Below are 19,648 nucleotides of genomic sequence, written 5' to 3'. Positions count from 1 at the left end.
GGTTCCCCGCCGGGCGCGCCGGTGCTCTCAGGCCGTCGGCGGCTGGGGGATTTCCTTGGCGGGGGCGCGCTTGCGCCGCGGGGTGACCTCGGGAAGCTCGCGGTGGAGCAGGGCAGGCGGGAGCACGCCGTGCTCGCGAAACGCCTCCAGTACGCGCTCGGTGACGTCGGTGTGGAACTCCTGCTCGTACTTCACGTCGAGCACGTGGGCCTTGGCGCGGAGGCGCACGGCGAAGTAGCTCTCGTGCACCACCTGGTTCACGACGATGAGCCAGGGCCGCTTCTGGTAGACGTACCGGCTCGTCGTCAGCGACTCCTCCACGAGCTGCTTGGCCAGGGCGACGTCCTGATCCACGCCCACGAAGAAATCGAGCTGGATCAGCATGTCGAGCGCCCCGTAGTTGCCGGAGGACACCGCCTCCGTGAGGAACTTGTTGTTGGGGATGGTGACGATGTTGTCGTCGAGGGTGATGAGACGGACCGAGCGCAGGCCGATGGAGATCACCTCGCCGTACGTGCCGGCGAACGTCACCCGGTCGCCCACCTGGAAGGGGCGGTCGAGGATGATGGTGACGCCCGCGAGGATCGAGGCCGCGAGGTCCTTGAGCGCGAAGCCGACGGTCACCGCGGCGGTGCCGGTGAGGGCCAGGACCACCTCGCGCGAGAGGCTGACCGAGGCGCTCACCGCGAGGACGATGCCGGCGAGGTAGAGCGCGAACCCGGTCAGCGTGGAGATCTGGTTCACCAGCAGGCGGCGGTGGGTGAAGCGATCGCCGACGCGCGTGAGCGTGGCGCGCACGAGGCGCACCGCGAACCAGGTGAGGAACAGGACGCCGAGGCCGGTGAGCACCCCGCCGAGGCGGATGATCTCGATGAGGTTGGGGTCGCCAGGATCCACGTCGATCGTCGGGGCCATCGTCTCCCTCACGGCTCGATGAGGTGCTTGCGGAGCAGGAAGCCGCTCACCGCTCCCTGCCAGCGGGTGGTCACGCGGTAGCGGCGCTCCGCGGCGGCGAGGACGCCCCTCTCCGCGAGGCGGACGAGGACCGCCTCGCAGGTGGACGCCGGGTAGCGCAGGGAGCGCTCCGCCTCCTCCGGCGTGACGTCGCCGTGCCACATCACGCTGGCAAGCACGAAGCGCGCCGGCTCGTCGAGGATCTCCAGCTCGTCCTCGTAAGGGCTCCGGAACAGGCGCACCCGCACCTTCCGGTCTCCATCGGGCACGAGGGAGCGGAGCCAGAAGTGGAGCGCCACCCGAGGCGACCCGTCGGCGTGGTCCCAGAGGAGGCGCATGTAGTCGTGCTCGGTGCTGACCAGGCGCGCTTCGCGCTCGTGACCACCGACCTCTTCGAGCAGCAGATCGTCGAAGGAGATGGCGTAGCCGCTCTGCTCGTTGCGGGCGTGGATGAGCGAGGCGATCTCCTGCTCGGACCAGCGAGGAAGGGTGAGGGTGGTGCGGAACGCGCCGACGTTCTGGCGGGCGAAGCGGAGGTAGTGAAAGGCGTAGAGATCCATCGTGCACAGCCAGAAGGCGCTGTCACTGGCCTGCTCGATGAGGCGCTGGAGGGCGTCCCAGGCGCCCCAGGCGCCGGCCCCGCGGAGGAGGAGGCGCTCGGTGTGATCGACGACGACGAGGCGCGCCTCTCCGGTCCGCATCCAGGCCGCGAGAGCCTCGACGCTGGCGCGGGCTTCCTGGGGAGCACCCAGCGCGGCGCCGATCTGCGCGTACAGCTCGCCTGCGCTGGTGATGCGGCGTGGAAGGAGGACCCGCACCGCGGCCAGGGCGCCCGCGCGCTGCTCGGCGGCCGCGAGCCAGCTCGTCTTGCCCGAGCCGGCGCTGCCGACGAGGAGCACCGCGCCGAGGCGCTCTCCGGCGCGCCATGCCGAGAGATCCTGAGCGAACCTGTCGATCCCGGGAAAGCGATCGATACCCTCGGCGGGGTCGTCGAGCGGCGCCTCGGAGAAGCAGGCCACCAGGTCGGGTGGCAGCCCCACGGCGGTGACGCGCCCCTCGTCGCCGTCCTCGGCGCGACGCTCCAGGCGCTTGCGGAACAGGTAGGCGAGGACCTTGCGCGACTGCTCGAAGCCGAGCACGAAGCGGCGGGCCGCCCCGCTGGCGCCGGCGAGGAGGATAACCCCGAACGCCGCGACGGCGACGAAGAAGCCGTACCAGCGATCGCGGGTCGAGCGCACCGCGTCGGCCAGGCTGCCGGTGGCGGTGAGCTGGAGGTAAGCGTCGGCGATGTGCCCGCGCCACCTGCGGATCAAGGTGAAGAAGATGGGGATGGCCCCGAGCCACGCGAACCTGCGGACCTGGTGGTGGATGAACGCCTCGCCCACGATGGCGGCGGTGAGCGACAGGACCACCTGGACCCCGAGGGCATAGCGGCCGACGAGGCGTAGAGAGCGGAGGATCTTGGCGCTCGTCGCCTCGCCGATGGGGGCGTTCGGGGTGCTGGAGAGCCAGGTGATGGCCCGGTGCGCGGCCTTGAGGGCGAGGCGGTAGAGGCCGTACCAGACGAGCAGCGCGTGAGCGATGCGCGCCTCGTCGATGGTGGAGAGCGGCCCGAGCACGGCGTGCACGCCCCAGAGAGCGGCGAGGAAGACGAGCTCCGGCGAGAGCGCTTCGAGGGCATCGAGCGCGCGCTGGAGCGCGCGGAGGAGAGGAGGCCGACGAATGACGCTGGAGATGGCCTTCCAGGCAGCGTCGCGCAGGCGGCGGCGCCTCCGGAAGAGGGTGAGCGCCGTGGCCAGCACGAGGAGGACGGGGACGCCGCGGGTGATGACCGCGCCGATCACGTAGGGGTCGCGCATGGCAGCGCGCGTGCGGACCGCCAGGTCGTCGCGGCTGAGCGTGTACCAGCGGCCGCGGGCGCCCACATGCCAGATCTCCCAGCCGAGCTGGGTGCCCCCCTCGGGGCCGAGGCCCAGTACCTCGTCGCGGCGCGCGGGGCTGAGCTTGTCGAGGAGAAGTACCCGCGCCTCGTTCAGCTCCTGCTCGCCGGTGAGCAGCTCGTCGAGGCGCGCCGACGTCAGCCGGCGCGACTCCTCGATGAGCGCCCGCTCTCCGTCGGCGAGCGTCTCGGCCAGCGTGAGGATCTCCTGGCGCTCGCGTTCGAGCTCTCCGGCGCCACTCGGGAGCGCCTCCCGGGGGAGGCTGTAGCGCGGCACAGGCTGACCGTCGCGGAGCGCCGTGGCCACCCCGAGGGCGGCTTCGGTGTCGGGACGGAGCGCCACGAGCTGCGCCATGATCCGGCCGTACAGCGCGTCGGTGGCCGCGGTCCCAGGCTGCGCAGTCCCTGCGGCCTCCAGCAGCTCGAATAGGCGTGCCTGCCGCGCTGTCGACGTGGCCGCGTCCTCACCCCGGCGGCGTGACAGCTCCTCCCGGAGCTGCGCTTGATCACGGCGCACCTGCTCGGCGCGGGCGCGCTCGCTGGCGAGGGTGCGTTGCGCCGCGCTGCGCGCTTGCTCGGCCTCGGCAAGAGCGCGCTTCCGGGCCTCCTCTGCGGCGCGTGCCTCGTCGGCGGCGCCCTTCCTTTCCGCCTCCGCAAGGGCCTGCTGCGCGACGCTCCGCGCGCGGTCCGCTTCTGCCTCCGCGATGCGCCGCCGCTCCCACGCTGGCTTGTCGAGCAGCGCGAGCTGGGCCTCCGCCAGGGCCTGCTGGGAGCGCCGGATCTCGTGCTCCAGCCGCTCCCGTGCCTGGCCCTGGGGTTCGTCTGCAAGAGCGCCATCTGCTGTGGCATCCGGAGCTGCAGCGTCGGAGGTATCGGCAACGCCAGCGTCCAGAGGGCCAGCGTCGGGGCTCTCGGCGGTGCGGTCGCGCGCCTGGTCCGCCTTGCGCATCTCCTCCAAATCGCGGGCGATCTCTCCTCGACGCAGGGCGACAGCCGCGTCATCCAGCAGATCGACACCGAGCAGCGCTCCCGACGTGAGTCCGCTGTCTGGCAGGACTCCCCGGAGGAGCGCCCCCAGTGCGTCGCGCTGCCCTTCGAGCTGCTTCACCCGCGCTTCGAGCGTCGCGAGCGCCTCGCCCTCCCCCGCCTCCCCCGCGTCTCCTGCGTCCTCCGCGCCTTCCGTGCCTCCCGCGACCCCGCGGCTCGCCTCCGCGCCCTGGCCCGGCCCCTCTCCCAGCGCCCCTGCCTCTCCTGCCGCGCCCCCGTCTACCGGTAGGCCCGCATCCGCGCGTCGGGGTGCGGCGGCGGCTCCCGCAGGCTCTACGACCCCGCCGATCGTGGCAAGGGTGCCTGCCAGCAAGACCGCTCCCGCGGCTCCGATCCCTCTCTGCACCAGTGAGCGCCCCACCATCTCGGCAGGTCACCCCACCAGCCTCCTGCCCGTTTTGCAAGACTTGAGGTCCAACGGATCGCGGGCCGGTGTGGCCGCGGGAACAACGAGACCTCATCATGACTCTGACACGGCTGGCCGGAGGACCCGATGCTGAGACCTCACCGCGCGATTCCCGCACTCGCCTTCCCCTTCGCCCTGGTCGGCCTGGCCGCCGGGTGGCTGTCGTCGGGGGCGCTCGCGGTGCCGCTCATCGGCTACTCAAACCATCCAAGGCGCGGGATGGCCGCGCTCCTGGCCATGGCGGTGGGCGCTGGCGTGGGCGCGGCGCTCACCTGGCGCTGCGTGCGCTCCCCCGAGGAGCGCGTGGGCGGACAGCTCCTCGCGTCGGTGCTGGTGGGAGGGGCCCTGACCGGCGGCGTGGTGGGTAGCGCGGAGGCGGGCCTCGCGCGAGGCATGCCGGCCGGCGTCGTGGCCGGGGTGCTCACGGGCCTCGCGTTCTTCCCGGTCTGCTCGGTGGTGGTCGGCGCCGCGCGGCGCGCCGTGCGGGCGCGGCTCGGATCGATCGTGGCCGGATCGGATGCGCGTGCGGTGTGGTCCATCCTGGCGACCGCGCTGTCGCTCGCCACCCTCGTCGCCCTGCCGGAGTGGGCGGGCGCGCTGCTGGCGAAGGCGCCGCGGCACATCCTCGACCGGGTGTGGGAAGCGGAACGGCCCTACGTGGCTGCGAGCGTTGCCCTCGGCGCGGTGCTGCTGATCGCCACCATCCTCGTGGCGGACCTGGTGGCCCTCAGGGGGGTGAGGCGGGTGATGCAGACCCACCTGGAGCCGCACGAGCCTCGCCCTGGCGAGAGCGGCGGGGAGGTGCCTGCCCTGGACCTCGGCCTGGGTGAGGAGACGCAGGCGCAGCTCGCGCGCGGAGGTTCGGCGTACCGCAGCCAGCCGCGCGCGGTGGCGTTGCTCGTGGGGAGCGCTGACCAGGCCCGCGAGGCGCTGCGGCGTGCGATCGCGCGGGGAGCCGCGGGGCTCGTGGCTGGAGGCCTGGTGCTCGGGACCCACGCGTGGGCTGCCGTGGGAGGTGGATCGCAGACCTATGCGGAGGCGCGGTGCGCACAGGACAGTGCGTCGGGGTGCGTGCACGCCGCGCGCGGCTACCTGGCCAGCGCCCCGGTCTCGGACGCCGACGTCGCCCACGCCCGGGAGCTGCTCCGCCGTGCGTGCGCGCGCGCAGATGCCGCGGGGTGCGCGGAGCTATCCCGGTTGCTCGAATCGTCCTCTCTGGAGACCGAGGACTTCGAGTGGGCAGCGACGACGGCGTGCCTGATGGGCGTGAGTGAGCGTTGCCGCACCGTCGCCTCCGCCCTTCGCAACAAGACCCCCGAGCGCGCGCTCTCCTTCTTCCGCCTCGGCTGCGGCTACGGCGACACCGCGAGCTGCCACCTCATCGAGGAGGTCGAACGCGCTGCCCACGCCCGCACGGTGCGGTGACGCGAGCCCCTCGCGCTCACGAGCCCGCGGTCCCCTCGGCGCTCCCGCCGAGCACCAGCGGCTGGAGCCGGCCCACCGCCGGATCCTCTCCCGCGAGCTGCGCGTAGGCCACCGGGTCGCGCGCTTCGAGGGTGGCGAGGAGCTGCTGGAGCCCCCGCGCGGAGCCGAAGATGTTCGACCGCTCCAGCTCCGACTCGCTGACGCACGATCGCACCACGTTGCGCGACACCTCTGGCAGCTTGAGCGCCGAGAGCGCCGTGGCCCACAGCGCATCGAGCAGGTTCTGTGGCGCGGGCACCTCCAGCATCCCCGAGAGCAGGAGCAAGATGGCACCGCGCTGCCCTGCCACGCCTGCGAGCGGCCCCTCCGCCGGCAGGTACCCTACGTCCAGCGCGCGCCGCAGCGCGTCCGCCGCGCAGAGCAGCGCCTTCACCTCCTTCGAGGCATGGCTCAGGAAACTGTGGAACAGCACCTCCGCGACGAACCCGCCCTCGGCGTCCGGCGCCGGCAGGTAGCGCACCACGGCCGGCATGCGCCCGAGGTCGTGAGCGGGCCCCGTGCCTGCGGGCACGTCCTCGGGCGGCTCGCGCTGGCTGTAGAAGCCCCCCGACTGGAATGGATAGAACAGCTCACTCTTGCCGGGCAGGCCCTCCCAGAGCGCGCCGTACTGCGCGGCGCGGTTCAGGCACCCCGAGGCCCAGCTCAGGCCCAGCGCCGCAGCGCCGCCGACCTGCGAGGCCCGCACCCCGGGGTCGCGCGGCTCCAGCGAGGCGTGCACGTCTTCCGCGATCTCGATCAGGTCGAAGTCGAGGAAGCCATCGTAGCAGTCGGCGCGGCCGTCCTGGTTCACGTCGTCGTAGCGGGCCACCACGCGCGGGTGCGACGGCCCCACGAACTGCACGAAGCCCGGGGAGCCGTCATGCGGATGGCGCCACTGCGCCCGCCGGATGCGCTCGGTGATCTGCGCGTGGGTCTCGCCGTGGCGCATCCCCTCCAGCACCGCCAGGAAGCAATCGAGCCCCTCGGAGGCGCTCACCTCGCCCTCCGCGTCCTTGCGGAAGTAGGTGGAGTCCCACGACGAGTAGATGTCCGCGTCCGGGAACATGCGGGAGATCGCGAAGCGCGTGGTGAGCCCCGCGCACTGGGAGTTCATCATCAGCTTGTAGCCCTCCTGGCGCACCCTGACGGTGGCCGCGCGCAGGTCGAAGGCGCCGAGCTGGGCGTGTCGGTTGATCAGCAAGCCCATGAAGAACCTGCTCCCCATCTCCAGGTGCTCGTCCCGCGGAAGCGCGGCGCGCGCAAAGATGCGCACGGGCGCCCCGCTCGGGGTGCGGAACGGCGCCTCGTAGGCCCGGTACTGCGCGCGGTGCGTCGGCGGCGCAGGGGTGCCGTCGGGCAGCGGGATCTCGCGGAACCCCGCGGAGCGCACGAGGAGGCGTTGCTCCCCGACGATGAACTCTCCCGCCGAGCACATGGCCACGTTCCAGGGACCGGTGAGTTCCGCGTAAGGCGGCGCTTCCCGGAGGAGCCCGCGCACCAGGGCCTGCACCTCCTCGCGATGCGCCCGGGTGAGCGCCGGCGCCCGGAGCTGGAGGAGGTGCACGGCGTGCGCGCGCAGCGCAGGGCGCGCCGTCTCGTGGTCCTGCTCGGCGTGCGCGAGCCGCAGCATCTCCTGCGCAGCCTCCTCGGCCACGGCGCCGAAGGCCGGATCACGCAGCGCCGTGGCCGTGAGGTGTGCGAGCACCGTCAGCCCTGCCGATCGGGTCTGCGCCGCCCCGAGAGGATCCTCCCGCGCCGCGCGCTCGCCGACGGCCGCCGCGCCGAGTGCCCCGCGCACCTGTGCGAGCAGGCACGTCCCCTGCTGCGCGGAGAGGCGCTCGCGCCTGGATGCCGTGGCAGAGAGTGACCCGCCCGCGGAGAAGAGCCGGTCGAACCCCGTGCCTCGCCGCCCGGAGATCCAGCGCGCCGCCGTCACCAGCACCTCCCTCGCCGCCATGCCTTGCGGCGCTGCCGCGGGGGTGTGGCTCAGCTCTCCCGAGGGCAGGAGCCAGAGCGGCGCCGCGCTCTCGCGGCCAAGGGTGAGATCGAGCGCACCCGGCGCCGGCGTTCTCTCCTCCGGTAAAGCCGCGCTCGATGCTGGAGCGTCGGGTGCGGCGGGGGTCGACACGGGCGCGCTGCCCTCTCGCTCAGCGCGCTGCCGGCGCCGCCGCGCAGCGGAAAGACCCGGCCGGATCCTGGCGCGCAAACGGGTAGGGGATCTTGCCCACCAGGGACTCGGCCCGGCTCCACTCGTCCTGTGAAGGCAGCCGCTTGCCTTCCGAGCGGCACAGGGCTGCCGCCTCATCGCGGCGCACGCAGTGGGCCACCACGGAGGGCCCCTGGTCCGCGGACGCCTTCCCTGCACAGGGAGCCCCGGAGGGTGGAGGGGCCAGGGCGGGGCAGCTCCCGCGGGAAGCGCACGCCTCGTAGCGTGTGGTGGTGACCTCCGCCTCGTCGAGGCACAGCCCTGGCGAGACCTGCGTCATCCCCGCCGGGCACGGGCCGGACGGGGCTGGAGCGGGGCGTTGCCACCACAGGATGAGCGCCGCGCCCGCAACGAGCACCAGCCCACCCACGACGAGGGTGGGCCAGCGCATCGGCGGCGCCGGAGGAGGGGTCGAGCGATGCGCTCGGGATGGAGGTGCCGGCATCTCCGCCGCCGCGCCGGTCTCGGGCGACGCTGGCAGATCGGCTTCGTGGGCGACCGCGGTCGCAGCAACCGCCGTCGCCATCTCGGCCTCGGCATTCGCGACACCCGTGCGCTTCTCGGCCGCTGTGCCCGCCGCCTCCGCGTCTCCGGTGCGTGCGCCGGCCGCTGGAGCCGTTGGTCCTGCAGCCGTCGGTCCTGCAGCCGTCGGTCCTGCAGCCGTCGCTCCTTCAGCCGTCCCTGTCGCGACATCGCCCGTCACCGGGTCGGCCTTCACGGCACCCGAGAGCGCAGCGCCCGAGAGCGCGGTGCCGCTGGGAAGTGTCGGCGCAGGCGCGCGTGCCGGTCCTGCGTGCGCGGGCGAGGCTCCTGCTGCATGCCCGGCGGTCACCTCGGGCGCGGCCTCTCCACCGGCTGCCCCCGACGCCTGGCTCGCGGAGGACACCTCGCCTCCGGAGCCGGCTTCCCTGGCCTCCGCGGGGGCACCGGCCGTGTCCGACGCCTGCTCTGCCGCCGCAGCCTCGCGTCTGGCGTTCTCCTCGCGCACCGCGCTCGTGAGGCTGTCGAGGTGCGCCACGGCCTGGCTGGTCAGGTCGCCCGCGGCTGGCGAGGGCGCGACGAGCCGCGGACCTTCCACCGCCGGGAACTCCCCCGAGGGCGAGCGCGCTGGCGCCGGCGGTCCAAACGGGCGGAAGGTGATGTTGCCGAAGCGGTTCAGCACCTTGCCCACCTCCTGCAAGGTGGGGCGCTGCTCGCGATCGACCGTGAGCATCTTCTCGACCATCATCGCCACGATGGTCGGCGTTTGAGGCGCCACGAGGCGCACCTTCGTCACCGTCCCGGCGAGGATGCGCTTCAGGATCTTCTCCGTGGTCGAGCCCTCCAGCGGCCGGATCCCGGTGAGCGCCTCGTAGAGGATGACCCCGAGCGACCACACGTCGGCGCGGTGGTCCACGTCGGGTGCGCCGAGCACCTGCTCGGGGGCCATGTAGTGGGGCGTGCCGAGCAGCGTCCCCGGCCCGTCGAGGCCTGCCGCGCGCGCCGCAGCGCCATCCACCGTGGTGAGCGGCGTGATCCCGAAGTCGAGCACCTTGATGCGGGCGCTGCCCACCTGACCGCGCCCCGGCTCCACGAGGAAGATGTTCTCGGGGCGCAGGTCGCGGTGCACGATCCCCTGCGCGTGGGCGCTGCCCACCGCGGACATCGCGGGCAGGAGGATGCGCGCCAGCTCCGGCAGGTCGAGCCGCTTCTCGCGCTGGAGCCGCGCGCGCAGCGACTCGCCGTTGAGCAGCTCCGTCACCACCACGGGCGTGCCGTCGTTGAGGGTCAGCACCTCGTGGATGGTGCTCGCGCTCGGGTGCCTCACCGAGGCCGCGGCCCGCGCTTCCCGGACCAGGCGCTGGGCGCTGTCGGGTCCCAGGCTCGCCGGGGGGCTCAGGAGCTTGAGCGCGACCGGAGGACCGCCGTCGAGGCGAACCGCCGACCACACCACGCCCATCTCGCCTGCGGAGAGGACGCGGGCGAGCCGGTATCGTCCTTCGATGATGGTGCCGTCGGTGAGCTCAAGCCCCACGTGTCACATTCCTGTCTGGCGGGGGTAGCTCCCCGCGCGCACGGCGTTTCTTGCTCTCGTCACACGCTCGCCCATACCGTCCCCGTGCGCCGGCGCTCGGTGTAGGCGTCACCCGTGAGCGCGTAGCGCATCAGCTCGTTGGTAACCGGGTGCTGGAGCAGCACCCGGGGCTCCTCGGTGGAGCGGCCGATCTCCCTGTCGAACCGCCGCAGGTAGTCGATGGCGGCGAGCAGATCCCCCGAGAGGATGTAGGCGATCCGATACTCGCTTCGCCGCACGCCGATGGTGAACGTGCGCGGGTCGTATGCGGAGCTGACCTTCCCGACCAGCTCTTCGAGCTGCTTGCGCTGCCGCCTCCCGATCGCGCGCTGCACCGAGGGCAGCATCTGCTGCGCCGCGTGCTCGCGGGCGTGGGTCAGCTCCCCCGAGAAGAACGCCGGCTCCAGGGTGCGCATCGCCGCGAGGAGCATCCCGTCGGCCGCCTCGATGGAGATCTCGTCGAGGAACGTGAACCCGAGCGCCACGCGCGAGAGCAGCCTGCCCAGCGCGAAGGCCTGCTCCAGCTCCGGCAGCTCGACGAAGGAGGTCGCCGCCACCAGCGCCGGCGGATCTCCCGGGTACACCCGCGCCGCGCCCTGCCAGGCCGGCGACAGGTAAAGCTCGAACGCCTCGACGCCCAGCGCGCGCGCCATGCGCTCGGCGAGGATCCGGGTCGGGTGTCCGTCGCGCGGGCTCACCCGCTCTCGCGACCCGATGCCCAGGTTGCTCAGCTCGAAGCGGATCGCCTTGGCGGCGACCGGCGCGAGCGCGACGGCCACGTCGACCATCGCGTTCTGCGCCTCGGGCACGAGCAGGTCGTTCACCTCCTTGCCGGCCAGGACGCCGGGAGGGAGCGCCTCGGCGGGCAGGCGCCGCGACCGGAGGCGCATCACCCGGTCCGGCGTGATCTCCCCGAGGCAAGCCCGCACCTCCTCCACGGCGAGGCGCTCCTCGGTGCGCCCCTCCTTCGCGAGCGACGACTCCATCGCCGAGAGGGCGAGGCTCAGGTCCGCCGCGCGCGCGAAGACCTCCGGATCGGACGAGAGCGCCTCGCGCAGCACCTGCACGGCCTCCCCGTTCCTCCCTGCCACCTCCAGCCCGCGCCCGAGCGCCGTCCGCGTCTCCGGCGGCGCCCCCGGGATCACCGTCGCCTGCTGCAGGTGCGCGATGCCCTCGCGCGCCCTCCCCAGGCTGCTCACCTCGAGCAGGCCCAGCGTGGTCAACCAGCGCGGCTCCAGCGGTTGCCGCCGCGAGGACGCCACGTCGAGGAGCTGCTGCAGCGCCTTGCCGTAGGCCATCGCCCCGTCCGTGGTGTCAGTGCGGTACAGCCGCGAGAGCGCCGTCCACGCCCGCTGATCGGCGGGGGCGCTCACCACGGCGTCGCACATCGACCGCACCATCCCCGCCGTGTCGCCCGCCTCGCGGCACGCGTCCGAGAGGCGCAGCGCAGCCTCCGCGCGGCTCGGCGCGTCGGGCGCGATGTCCACGAGCCGCCCGAGCGCGTGGAGGATGACCCCGTGGTCGCCGCGGGTGACGCCGATCTTGTGCTGCCGCTCCAGCGCCAGCCGGTTGTTCGGCTCGAGCAGCAGCACCGCCTGGAGCGCCTCCAGCGCGAGCGGCAGGTCCGCGAGCGGCCCCTCGTAGAGATCGCTGAGCAGGAAGTAGGCGGTGACCTTGGTCTCCGCGTCGGGCGCCGCGATGACCGAGCGCTTCAGGGTGTCGCGCGCCTCCGCCCACACCCGCTGTGTGGTGAGCAGCCGCGCGAGGAGCAGCAGCGCTTCCGGATCGTCCGGCGTCACCTCCACCACCCGGCGCATCGCCGCGATCCCCACCCCGGGCTCGGGCGCGCCACCGCGCCCCTGGTGCCGCAGGATGGCCCGCCCGATCTCGGTGCCGAGCAGCACCACCGCGTCCGGGTGTGTCGCCTTCTCCAGCGCGCCGCCCAGCCGGTCGGCGAGCCGCGCCGGCTCCGCCACCAGCATGTGCGCCACCGCCCGCGCCGCCGCCGTGCTGTCCGGGTGGATGCGCAGCGCCTCCTCGTACAGATCGAGCGCGCGCGCCTGCGGCTCTCCGCCCTGCTCCTCCGCGGTCAGCTCGGCCGCGCGCACCAGGTGCGCCGCCTGCGCCGCGGCTCCCGAGAGCAGCCGCGAGAGCGCCGTCTGCGCCAGGATCATGCTCCCCCGGTCCCCGAGGAGCTGCGCCAGCCGGTCGAGGCCGCGCGCGGCCAGCAAGCTCTCCGGCCACAGCGACAGCGCGCTCCGGTAGCCCGCGAGCGCCGCCCGCGCCGAGGACACGTCGGTCTCCGCGTGTGCCTCGGCCAGCACCGCCTCCTCGATGTGGTAGAGCGCCCGCCCCACCGGATCGGGGGTGAGCTCCTTGCGCGCCCGCAGCGCATCGAGGAGCAGCCCCCGCGCCGTGAGCGCCGCCGGGTGGGCCACCGACCCTCCGCCCACCTTGCCCGCCACCCGGATCATCGCGGAGAGCGCGGCCGTGTCCTTCGGCGCGTCACGGAGGATGCGCTCCAGCGCCTCCAGCGTCGCGCCCGGCCCGACCTGCTCCTCCAGGCTCACCACCTCCCAGAGCGCCCCGGCCCGCGCCGCGCTCGACATCAGCACGTCGGCCTCGGCCTGCAGCACCGCCGCCAGGGACGTCGGCGCGTCGACGAGCCGGTGGAGCTGCTCCAGCAGCCGCAGCGCCGGCACGTGCGACGGCACCACGGCGATGAGCCCTTGCAGGATCTCCACCGCCTCCCGCGGGTCGGCCGCGGCGAGCACGTGCGCCAGTGACACCCGGATCCCGTGGTCCACCGCTGCCGGCGGCTTGCGTTCGAGCCACCGCCCGTAGAGCGCCGCGAGTTCCGCCTCCGCGCGCGGCGCCGCCTGCGATGCCGGGCGCCCCCACACCCCCGGCCCGTGCCCGTCGGCGCGCAGGTAAATGCGCTCCATCTGCTCCAGGATGGCCGGGTCTCCCCCCCGCTCAGCGAGCGCGCTGTCGGCCCGCGTCAGGCTCTTCAGCGCCTCGTCGTCGCGTCCCAGCACCAGCTCCTGCACCTCGGCGGCCTGCACCCAGAGGCGCCCTGCGTCCTCCGGATCCTGCGCCTCCCCCGCGAGCCCCCCGAGCACCGCCACGAGCTGCTCGTGATCCCCGGTCTCCCGGAGGAGCCGCGCGATCTCCAGCCGCGGCAGCGGGTGACGGGGCTTCAGCCGCGCCGCCTCGCGGTACGCCGCCACCGCGGACTTCGGCCGCATCAACCGCCGCTCGTCGAGGCCGGCGATCTCGATCCACAGCGCGAACGCGTTCTCCGACTCGCCCGGGGGTGCCCCGTCCCGCGCCCCCCGCATGATCAACCGCAGGAGCGCCGCCCGCGCCTCCTCGTAGCGGCCCGCGCGCTCGTTCATCCGCGCCCGCGCCCGCAGCGCATCCACGTCGTCGGGGTTGATCGCCAGCGCCCGATCGACGAGTGCCGACGCCCGGTCCCGGTCTCCGAGCCGACCCTCGGTGATGTCGGCGGCGCGCAGGAGCAGGCGCCGCTCCAGCTCCCGGTCGCCGGTGAGGTCGGCCTCTGCGCACAGCGCCCGCGCCAGCCGCTGTGCGTCCCCCGCGCGCGCCGCGTTGCGCTGCAGCGCCAGGATCGCCGTGCGCCGCTGGGGATCGATCTCCAGGATCCGGTCGATGTCCTCGATGGCCCGCGCCGGCTGCCCCAGCTCGTCTTCCCAGATGGCGACCAGCTTCTCGAGCAGCCCCACCTTGCGCGCCGCGTCCTGCGTCGTCGCCGCCGCCTGCGTGTACAGGTCGAGCCGCGCGCGCACCCCCCGCGGATCCTCCTCGTTCCGCCACGCCCCCGACCGGGAGCGCGACGGGTTCTCGTCCTCGGGCATCGGTACCGGCCGCGGCGACAGCAGCGCCGACAGCGCATCGAACACCGGCCCGTTGCCGGGGTCGACGACCCATGCCGCGCGCAGGTACGCCACCGCCTCGTCCGGCCTCCGGAGCTGCCGCTCGCAGATCTCCGCCGCCCGGATCAGCGCGTTCACGCGCACGGACGCGGACCTGTCGGAGCTCGCCACCTCCATCCATGTCTGCACCCGCTGGTCGTCCCGCCCGAGCCGCGCGAGCGCCCGGTCGAGCCGCTCCCGCGTCGCCATGTCGTGCGGGTCCCGCCCCAGCGCCTGCCCCGCGTGCCCTGCTGCCCGCTCCGGCTCGCCGAGCCCCTCGTAGATCTCGGAGAGCCGCACCTGCTCGTGGACGATCGCCTCCTCGTCGGTGAGCAGCGCGAGCTGCTGCAGCCGCACCGCCGCTGCCGCCTCCACCGCCCCGCTCGCATCCAGCAAGCGCAGGAGCTCCGCGAGCGCCCGCCGCGCCGTCGGCGACGACGAGGGCGCCCTCCCTGCTGCCCGCGACAGCAGCGCCACCGCATCGGCCGGCGCGCGCAGCTTGTCGACGAGGAGCCTCCCTGCCGTGTAGAGCAGCCGCGAGGCGCGCGCATCGTCGCGCTCCTGCTCCGCCTCCACGCTCAGCGCGCTCACGAGGCCCACCATCCCGTTGTGCCGGATCAGGTGGCGCCGCAGCGCATCGCGCACCGGCCCTGGCGCCGGATCGAACGCCACCGCCGCCTCCAGCGACGCGAGCGCCAGGTCCGGCTTGCTGAGCTTGCGATCCAGTGTGAGCGCCCGCTCCACGTGCAGCCACGCCGCGAGCCGCGTGTCCCCATCGGGCCTCTCGCGCCCCGGCGCGTAGGCGTCCGCGAGCCGCTCCAGGTGCGCCGCCAGCTCTCCCGCCAGCGTCTGGTCCCGCCCCCGCGCCACCTCGCGCCGCAGCACCACCTCCAGCCCGCGCAGCGACGCCGCGTGGAGCGGCGACAGCCTCAGCGCCTCCCCGTACGCCTCCCGCGCCTCCTCGGGCCGCCCCAGCGCGTCGCAGAGCCGCGCCCGCTCCGCGAGCAGATCGCTCCGCGCCGCCTCGCCGTCCACGGTCCGGAGCTGATCCTCCACCAGCTCCAGCGCGAGCGGCAGCTCCGCGCGGCTCTCCACCTGCCGCCGGAGCCGGCTCACCGCGGGCTCCATCGTCCGACAAAGCTTCCGTGCCCGCTCGTACGAGCGGCGCGCCCCCGGCCTGTCGTACAGCACCCGCTCTTCGAGGATGCCGAGCTCCACCAGCGCGCGCGCTGCGGCCACCGGGTCCGACTCCCGCAGCCGCTCCGCGCGTCCCCGCAGCTCGTCGGCGACCGGCACGTCGGAGGACGCCGGGTGGCGCTGACCCAGCTCTTCTCCCCCGGTCCGCGAAGACACGGGCGATCGCTGCGGCTCCATCCCCCGCGTCGCCGTGTCGTGAGGCGGCATCGGCGCGACCGCCGTCTGCATCACCGTCGCCTGCGTGCCCAGGGTCTGCGGTCCGAGCCGCCCACCCGGCGCAGGTCTCGCCGACGCACCTGACGCACCTGACGCGCCCGACGCGCCTGACGCGCCCGACGCACCTGACGCACCTGACGCACCCGTCGTTCCTGCCGTGGTCGAGGTCCCGAACGTCCCGGCACCGCGCGAGATCCGGGTCGACATTGTCGCCCCGAGCGACGGCTTCGGCGGCGACGGAGCCGGCGTCCCCTCGTCACGCGTCCCCGGCGGCTTCGGCGCCGAGAGCGTGCGCGTCGCCATCGTGCCATCGAGCCCCGGCGGCGCCGCGCTGGGCGCGAGCTTCGGCGGCATCTTCGGCGGAGGCAGAGGCGGCGGCAGCGCTGGCGGACCGGCGACGCCCTCGCGCCGCGGTGGCGCTGGCGGCATCGGCGGCGGTCCCAGCGGCCGCGCTCCGGGCCCGCCTGCTGCACCCGTCGCACCTACCGCACCCGCCGTCATGCCTGGCGGTTTCCCCGACTTGCCCTCTTCCCAGCCCACCTCCGAGACCAGGTCGGACAAGCTCAAACGCTCGATATCGTCGTGCTGGTCGTTGCCCTGGCCCACGGCGCGGATGCTACACAACGCCCCCCTGGAGGATCCAGGGAAGGCGGCATCTCGCCCCGTACTTCCCCGCGCCGCACCCTTTCTGTTCTCTCCCTCGTTCTCTCTCCCGTCCCCATGCTTCCTTGCCACCGCACCCGAGGGTTCCTCCTCATCACGCCATTCTCCCCTTGATTCCGGTTCGTGAGGCGTGCGTCATCCCCGCACCAGCGCTGCCCCGTGGTGCCCCTGATCGCCCAGCGTCCTCATGGCCGTGATGCACATCGAGGGGAGGCAGGGGGGCATGTGCGTTACTATGCTCCCGTGCATGCCGCCTCGACCTGGCCCCCTGGGGGAGGGAGCCCTCTTGCTCCTCACGGAGCCCTCTCCCCCGCGGCCTCGTGGCTGTGCAGCCCCCCCGGCGCGATGCTGAGCCCAGCGGTGCGCGGTGGCTGACCCGGTCCCCGCGCGGGTCCCGCGCGAGGTGACGAGCTTCGTGGGCCGGGAGACCGAGATCGCGGAGATCGTGGACCGTTTTGCGCGCGGAGGCAGGCTCGTCACCCTGCTCGGCGCGCCGGGCGCCGGCAAGACGCGGCTCGCCATCCGGCTCGCGACGCAGGCCCTCCCGAGCGCTGTCTTCTGCGCCGTCGCCGGAGCGCGGACCGTGGAGGAGATCGCGAGCGCCGTCGGCCACGTGCTGGCCATGCCTGGCGACGCGATCGACACCTGGCTCGCGCAGCAGGAGGCGCTCCTCGTCGTCCTCGACGAGCTCGAAGAGGCGCTCTCGCCCGCCGCCGAGCTGCTCGAACGATGGCTCACCCTCGCCCCCCGCGCGAGGTTCCTCGCCACCTCGCGCTCGCCGCTCCACCTTCCTGCCGAGACCTGCATCGAGATCGGCCCGCTCACGAGCGCCTGCGCCATCACCCTCTACCGGGAACGCGCCCTCGCGGTCCGCGGTGGCCCCGTCGCCGACTCCACCGAGGTCATCACCGCGCTCACCGAGCGCCTCGACCGCCTCCCGCTCGCCATCGAGCTCGCCGCGAGCCGCGCCCGCGTGCTCGGGGCAGGCGACTTCCTCGCGCGCATCGAGTCCCGCCTCGATCTCCTGCGGGCGAAGCGTGAAGCCTTCGGCTCGCGTCACCGCGCCCTGCGGGACGCCATCGACACCTCGTGGGAAGCGCTCGGCGACGCGGAGCGGCGCGGCCTCGCCAGGGCCAGCGTCTTCCAGGCATCCTTTTCCCTGCCGGCGTTCGAGCACGTTGTCGGACCCGGACCTCGCGGCACGACCGCGGTCGACGTCCTCGAAGCCCTCTGCGAGGCCTCCCTCGTGGTCTTCGGCCGCACGCCCGCGGCCCAGGACCACCCCCGCTTCTACCTCTACGAGAACATCCGCGCCTACGCCGCCGAGAAGCTCGACGAGCTTGGCGACACCCAGGCGGCGCTCGCCCTCCACACCGGCTACTTCGCCCGGCACGCCGCCGACATCTCCGAGGCCCACGGCCGCCCTCGCGCCGAGGTCCTCGCCCTGCTCGCGCTCGACGCCCGCAACATCGCCGCCGCCTGCGAGCAGAGCCTCCCCGGCGACGCTGCGGAGGCCGCGCGCCTCGCGCTGAGCCTCGACCCCCTCGTGCGCGCGCGGGGCCCCCTCCGCAGCCACGCCGAGCGCATCACTCGGGTGCTCGCCGCCCCGGGCTCGCTCGACGATTTCCGCCTCCGCGGCCTCCTCCTCGTCGCGCGCGCCCACGCCCACTCCAGCCTCGGTGACGTCAACCGCGCGCTCGCCGACGTCGCCGAGGCGCAGCGCATCGTCGACGTCTTCGGCCACGGCGACATCGAGCGCCAGCTCCTCGCGGTCCTCAGCGTGGTGATGATCAGCCGCGGCCAGTTCGACGAGGGCCTCCAGCGCCTCCCCCCGCTGGTCCGGGACATCGACCCGGACGCCGACCTCCTCTTCCGCTCCATCGGCATCATGCACCTCGCCCGCGGCTCCATGGAGCAGGCGCTCGACAGCTTCTCCCGCGGGCTCGCCCTCGCCCGTGCCCACAGCGACGAGAACCACGAGGCCGCCCTCACCGCGCTCTCTGCCGTGACCTGCCACGAGCTGGGCCGCCTCGACGAGGCCCGCGAGGGCCTGCAGCGCGCCCTCGCCCTCGCGCGCAAGATCGGCGACACCTTCGTCGAGGGCGTCGCCCGCCACTGGTACGGCCTGCTCTGCCTCGACGAGGGCGACACCGTCTCCGCGCGCCCCTGCCTGGAGGCCTCCAGAGCGCTCCTCGAAACGATGGGCGACGACTGGTTCCACCGCTCCGTCGTGGGCTACACCGGCGTGCTCGAAGCCCACGCCGGGGGCTGGCAAGCCGCGCGCGCGCTGTTGACCAGCGCCGTGGCCCGCGCGCGGCGGGAGGGTGACCACTACCGCTTCGGCGTCTTCCTCGCGAACCTGGGCGCCGTGCTCGCGCGCCTCGGCGAGAGCGCCGCCGCCCGCGACGCCTTCGCCGAGGCCCGGGCGCACGCCGCGCACTCGGACTCGCCGAACCTGCTCCCCCTCGCGGACGTCCTCGAATCTTTCCTCGACCCCTCCAGCGCCGCGGCCCGCCTCGCCCGCGCCGAGCCCATCGCGCGCCGCTCCTCCGACGTGCGCCACGCCATCCGGCTCGTCCTCCCGCTCGTCGACGCCGATCCGCTTGTCGACGTCGACCCCCGGCGCCCCCCGCGGCCCGAGGGCCGTCACCTCCTCGTCGCCGCGCGGGACGGCTCCTGGTTCGAGGTCGACGGCGCCGGCAGGTGCGATCTCTCCCGGCGCGCCCCGCTGCGGCAGGTGCTCACGCACCTCATCGCGCACCACGCCCGCGACCCTCGGCTGGGCGTCTCCACGGCATCGCTCCTCGAAGCCGGGTGGCCCTCCGAGCGCATCTCCCACGACGCCGGCATGCACCGCGTCCACGTGGCCATCGCCACCCTGCGGCGCCTGGGCCTCGGCGATCGCCTCGTCAAGCAGAGCGATGGCTACCGGCTCGACGCCGACGTCCAGCTCGGCGATGCCTGACGCGCCGCCGCGGCGCGTCAGTAGGTCCCGACCAGATCCTTGGTGTACGTCGAGCCGTCGGAGCACACCGCGCTCGCCGTCCCCGTGTTGGAGGTCTCCTCGGACGACCAGGTGCTGCCGCCGGTGTCCACCTGGAAGACGATCTTGATCTGGGTGTTCTCATCCCGGACGTTGCCGAGATTCTCCACCCAGGTCCAGGTGCCGCCGTTCGCGGTGAGGATCTTGTTCGCGAGCTGCTCCGTCCGCCAGGTGCCGCCATCGAGGTAGATGGCCCTGAGGACCTTGATGTCGCGGTAATTCCCCGAGGCGTTCTTGACGTGGTTGATCACCTTGATCTTCACGCTCTTGCAGGTCTCGCTGGCATGTGCGGGCGGGGCCGCGGTGTAGGTCGCCACCGCGAGCGCGCCGGCGGCGAGCAGCGCGGGCGCTCCGTAGCGGAGGCAGGAGACGAACGAAGCAGGCTTGGAAGAACGAAGGCTCATGAAGGCTCCCTGGTGGTTGCGCGGGTCGGCCGCGCCTGAGCCCATTGATCGCACACGAGCAGGTGCGAGCGCCGCAGCAGTCGACGAAAACCCCGCAAATTTGAGCCTGTCACGCCACGTT

The 19,648-nt window shown here is 73.7% G+C and carries 8 protein-coding genes; 2 read left to right on the top strand and 6 right to left on the bottom strand.

Annotated features, from left to right (window positions below; all coding sequences use genetic code 11):
- Nucleotides 1–27: 27 nt before the first annotated feature.
- Both CAP_RS14275 and CAP_RS14270 read right to left on the bottom strand, forming a co-directional pair.
- The gene (locus tag CAP_RS14275) at nucleotides 28–915 is read right to left on the bottom strand and encodes a mechanosensitive ion channel family protein (protein WP_156040790.1); all 888 of its coding nucleotides are present in this window, start codon (nucleotides 913–915) and stop codon (nucleotides 28–30) included.
- An 8-nt stretch (nucleotides 916–923) separates the two neighbouring features.
- Nucleotides 924–4,253, bottom strand: a complete 3,330-nt coding sequence (locus tag CAP_RS14270) for a hypothetical protein (protein WP_197041179.1) — start codon at nucleotides 4,251–4,253, stop codon at nucleotides 924–926.
- A gap of 180 nt (nucleotides 4,254–4,433) precedes the next feature.
- Here CAP_RS14270 and CAP_RS14265 point away from each other — a divergent pair, with 180 nt between their 5' ends.
- Nucleotides 4,434–5,771 carry a hypothetical protein gene (locus CAP_RS14265; RefSeq protein ID WP_044240946.1) on the top strand — a complete coding sequence of 446 codons (1,338 nt, stop codon included), beginning with the start codon at nucleotides 4,434–4,436 and terminating at the stop codon, nucleotides 5,769–5,771.
- Between the two features lie 16 nt (nucleotides 5,772–5,787).
- Here the strand turns inward: CAP_RS14265 and CAP_RS14260 are convergent, their stop codons facing one another.
- From CAP_RS14260 to CAP_RS14250, 3 genes are read right to left on the bottom strand one after another with little or no spacing between them, the layout of a single operon-like run.
- Entirely contained in the window at nucleotides 5,788–7,938 is a 2,151-nt protein-coding gene (locus tag CAP_RS14260; protein ID WP_156040788.1) for a hypothetical protein, read from the bottom strand.
- Between the two features lie 19 nt (nucleotides 7,939–7,957).
- Entirely contained in the window at nucleotides 7,958–10,030 is a 2,073-nt protein-coding gene (locus CAP_RS44580) for a serine/threonine-protein kinase (RefSeq protein ID WP_052375169.1), read from the bottom strand.
- A 59-nt stretch (nucleotides 10,031–10,089) separates the two neighbouring features.
- Nucleotides 10,090–16,023 carry a tetratricopeptide repeat protein gene (locus CAP_RS14250; RefSeq protein ID WP_231511460.1) on the bottom strand — a complete coding sequence of 1,978 codons (5,934 nt, stop codon included), beginning with the start codon at nucleotides 16,021–16,023 and terminating at the stop codon, nucleotides 10,090–10,092.
- A 424-nt stretch (nucleotides 16,024–16,447) separates the two neighbouring features.
- Between CAP_RS14250 and CAP_RS14245 the strand changes: the two genes are divergently transcribed.
- Entirely contained in the window at nucleotides 16,448–19,045 is a 2,598-nt protein-coding gene (locus CAP_RS14245; protein WP_044240944.1) for a hypothetical protein, read from the top strand.
- A gap of 17 nt (nucleotides 19,046–19,062) precedes the next feature.
- On the opposite strand, the gene CAP_RS14240 is transcribed toward CAP_RS14245, so the two are convergent.
- Entirely contained in the window at nucleotides 19,063–19,527 is a 465-nt protein-coding gene (locus tag CAP_RS14240; protein ID WP_156040787.1) for a hypothetical protein, read from the bottom strand.
- Nucleotides 19,528–19,648 lie beyond the last annotated feature (121 nt).

Source organism: Chondromyces apiculatus DSM 436 (assembly GCF_000601485.1).
In the GTDB taxonomy this organism is placed as follows: domain Bacteria; phylum Myxococcota_A; class Polyangia; order Polyangiales; family Polyangiaceae; genus Chondromyces; species Chondromyces apiculatus.
The sequence above is the reverse complement of the archived record's forward strand: the minus strand, read 5'-3'. Positions and strand labels throughout refer to the sequence as shown.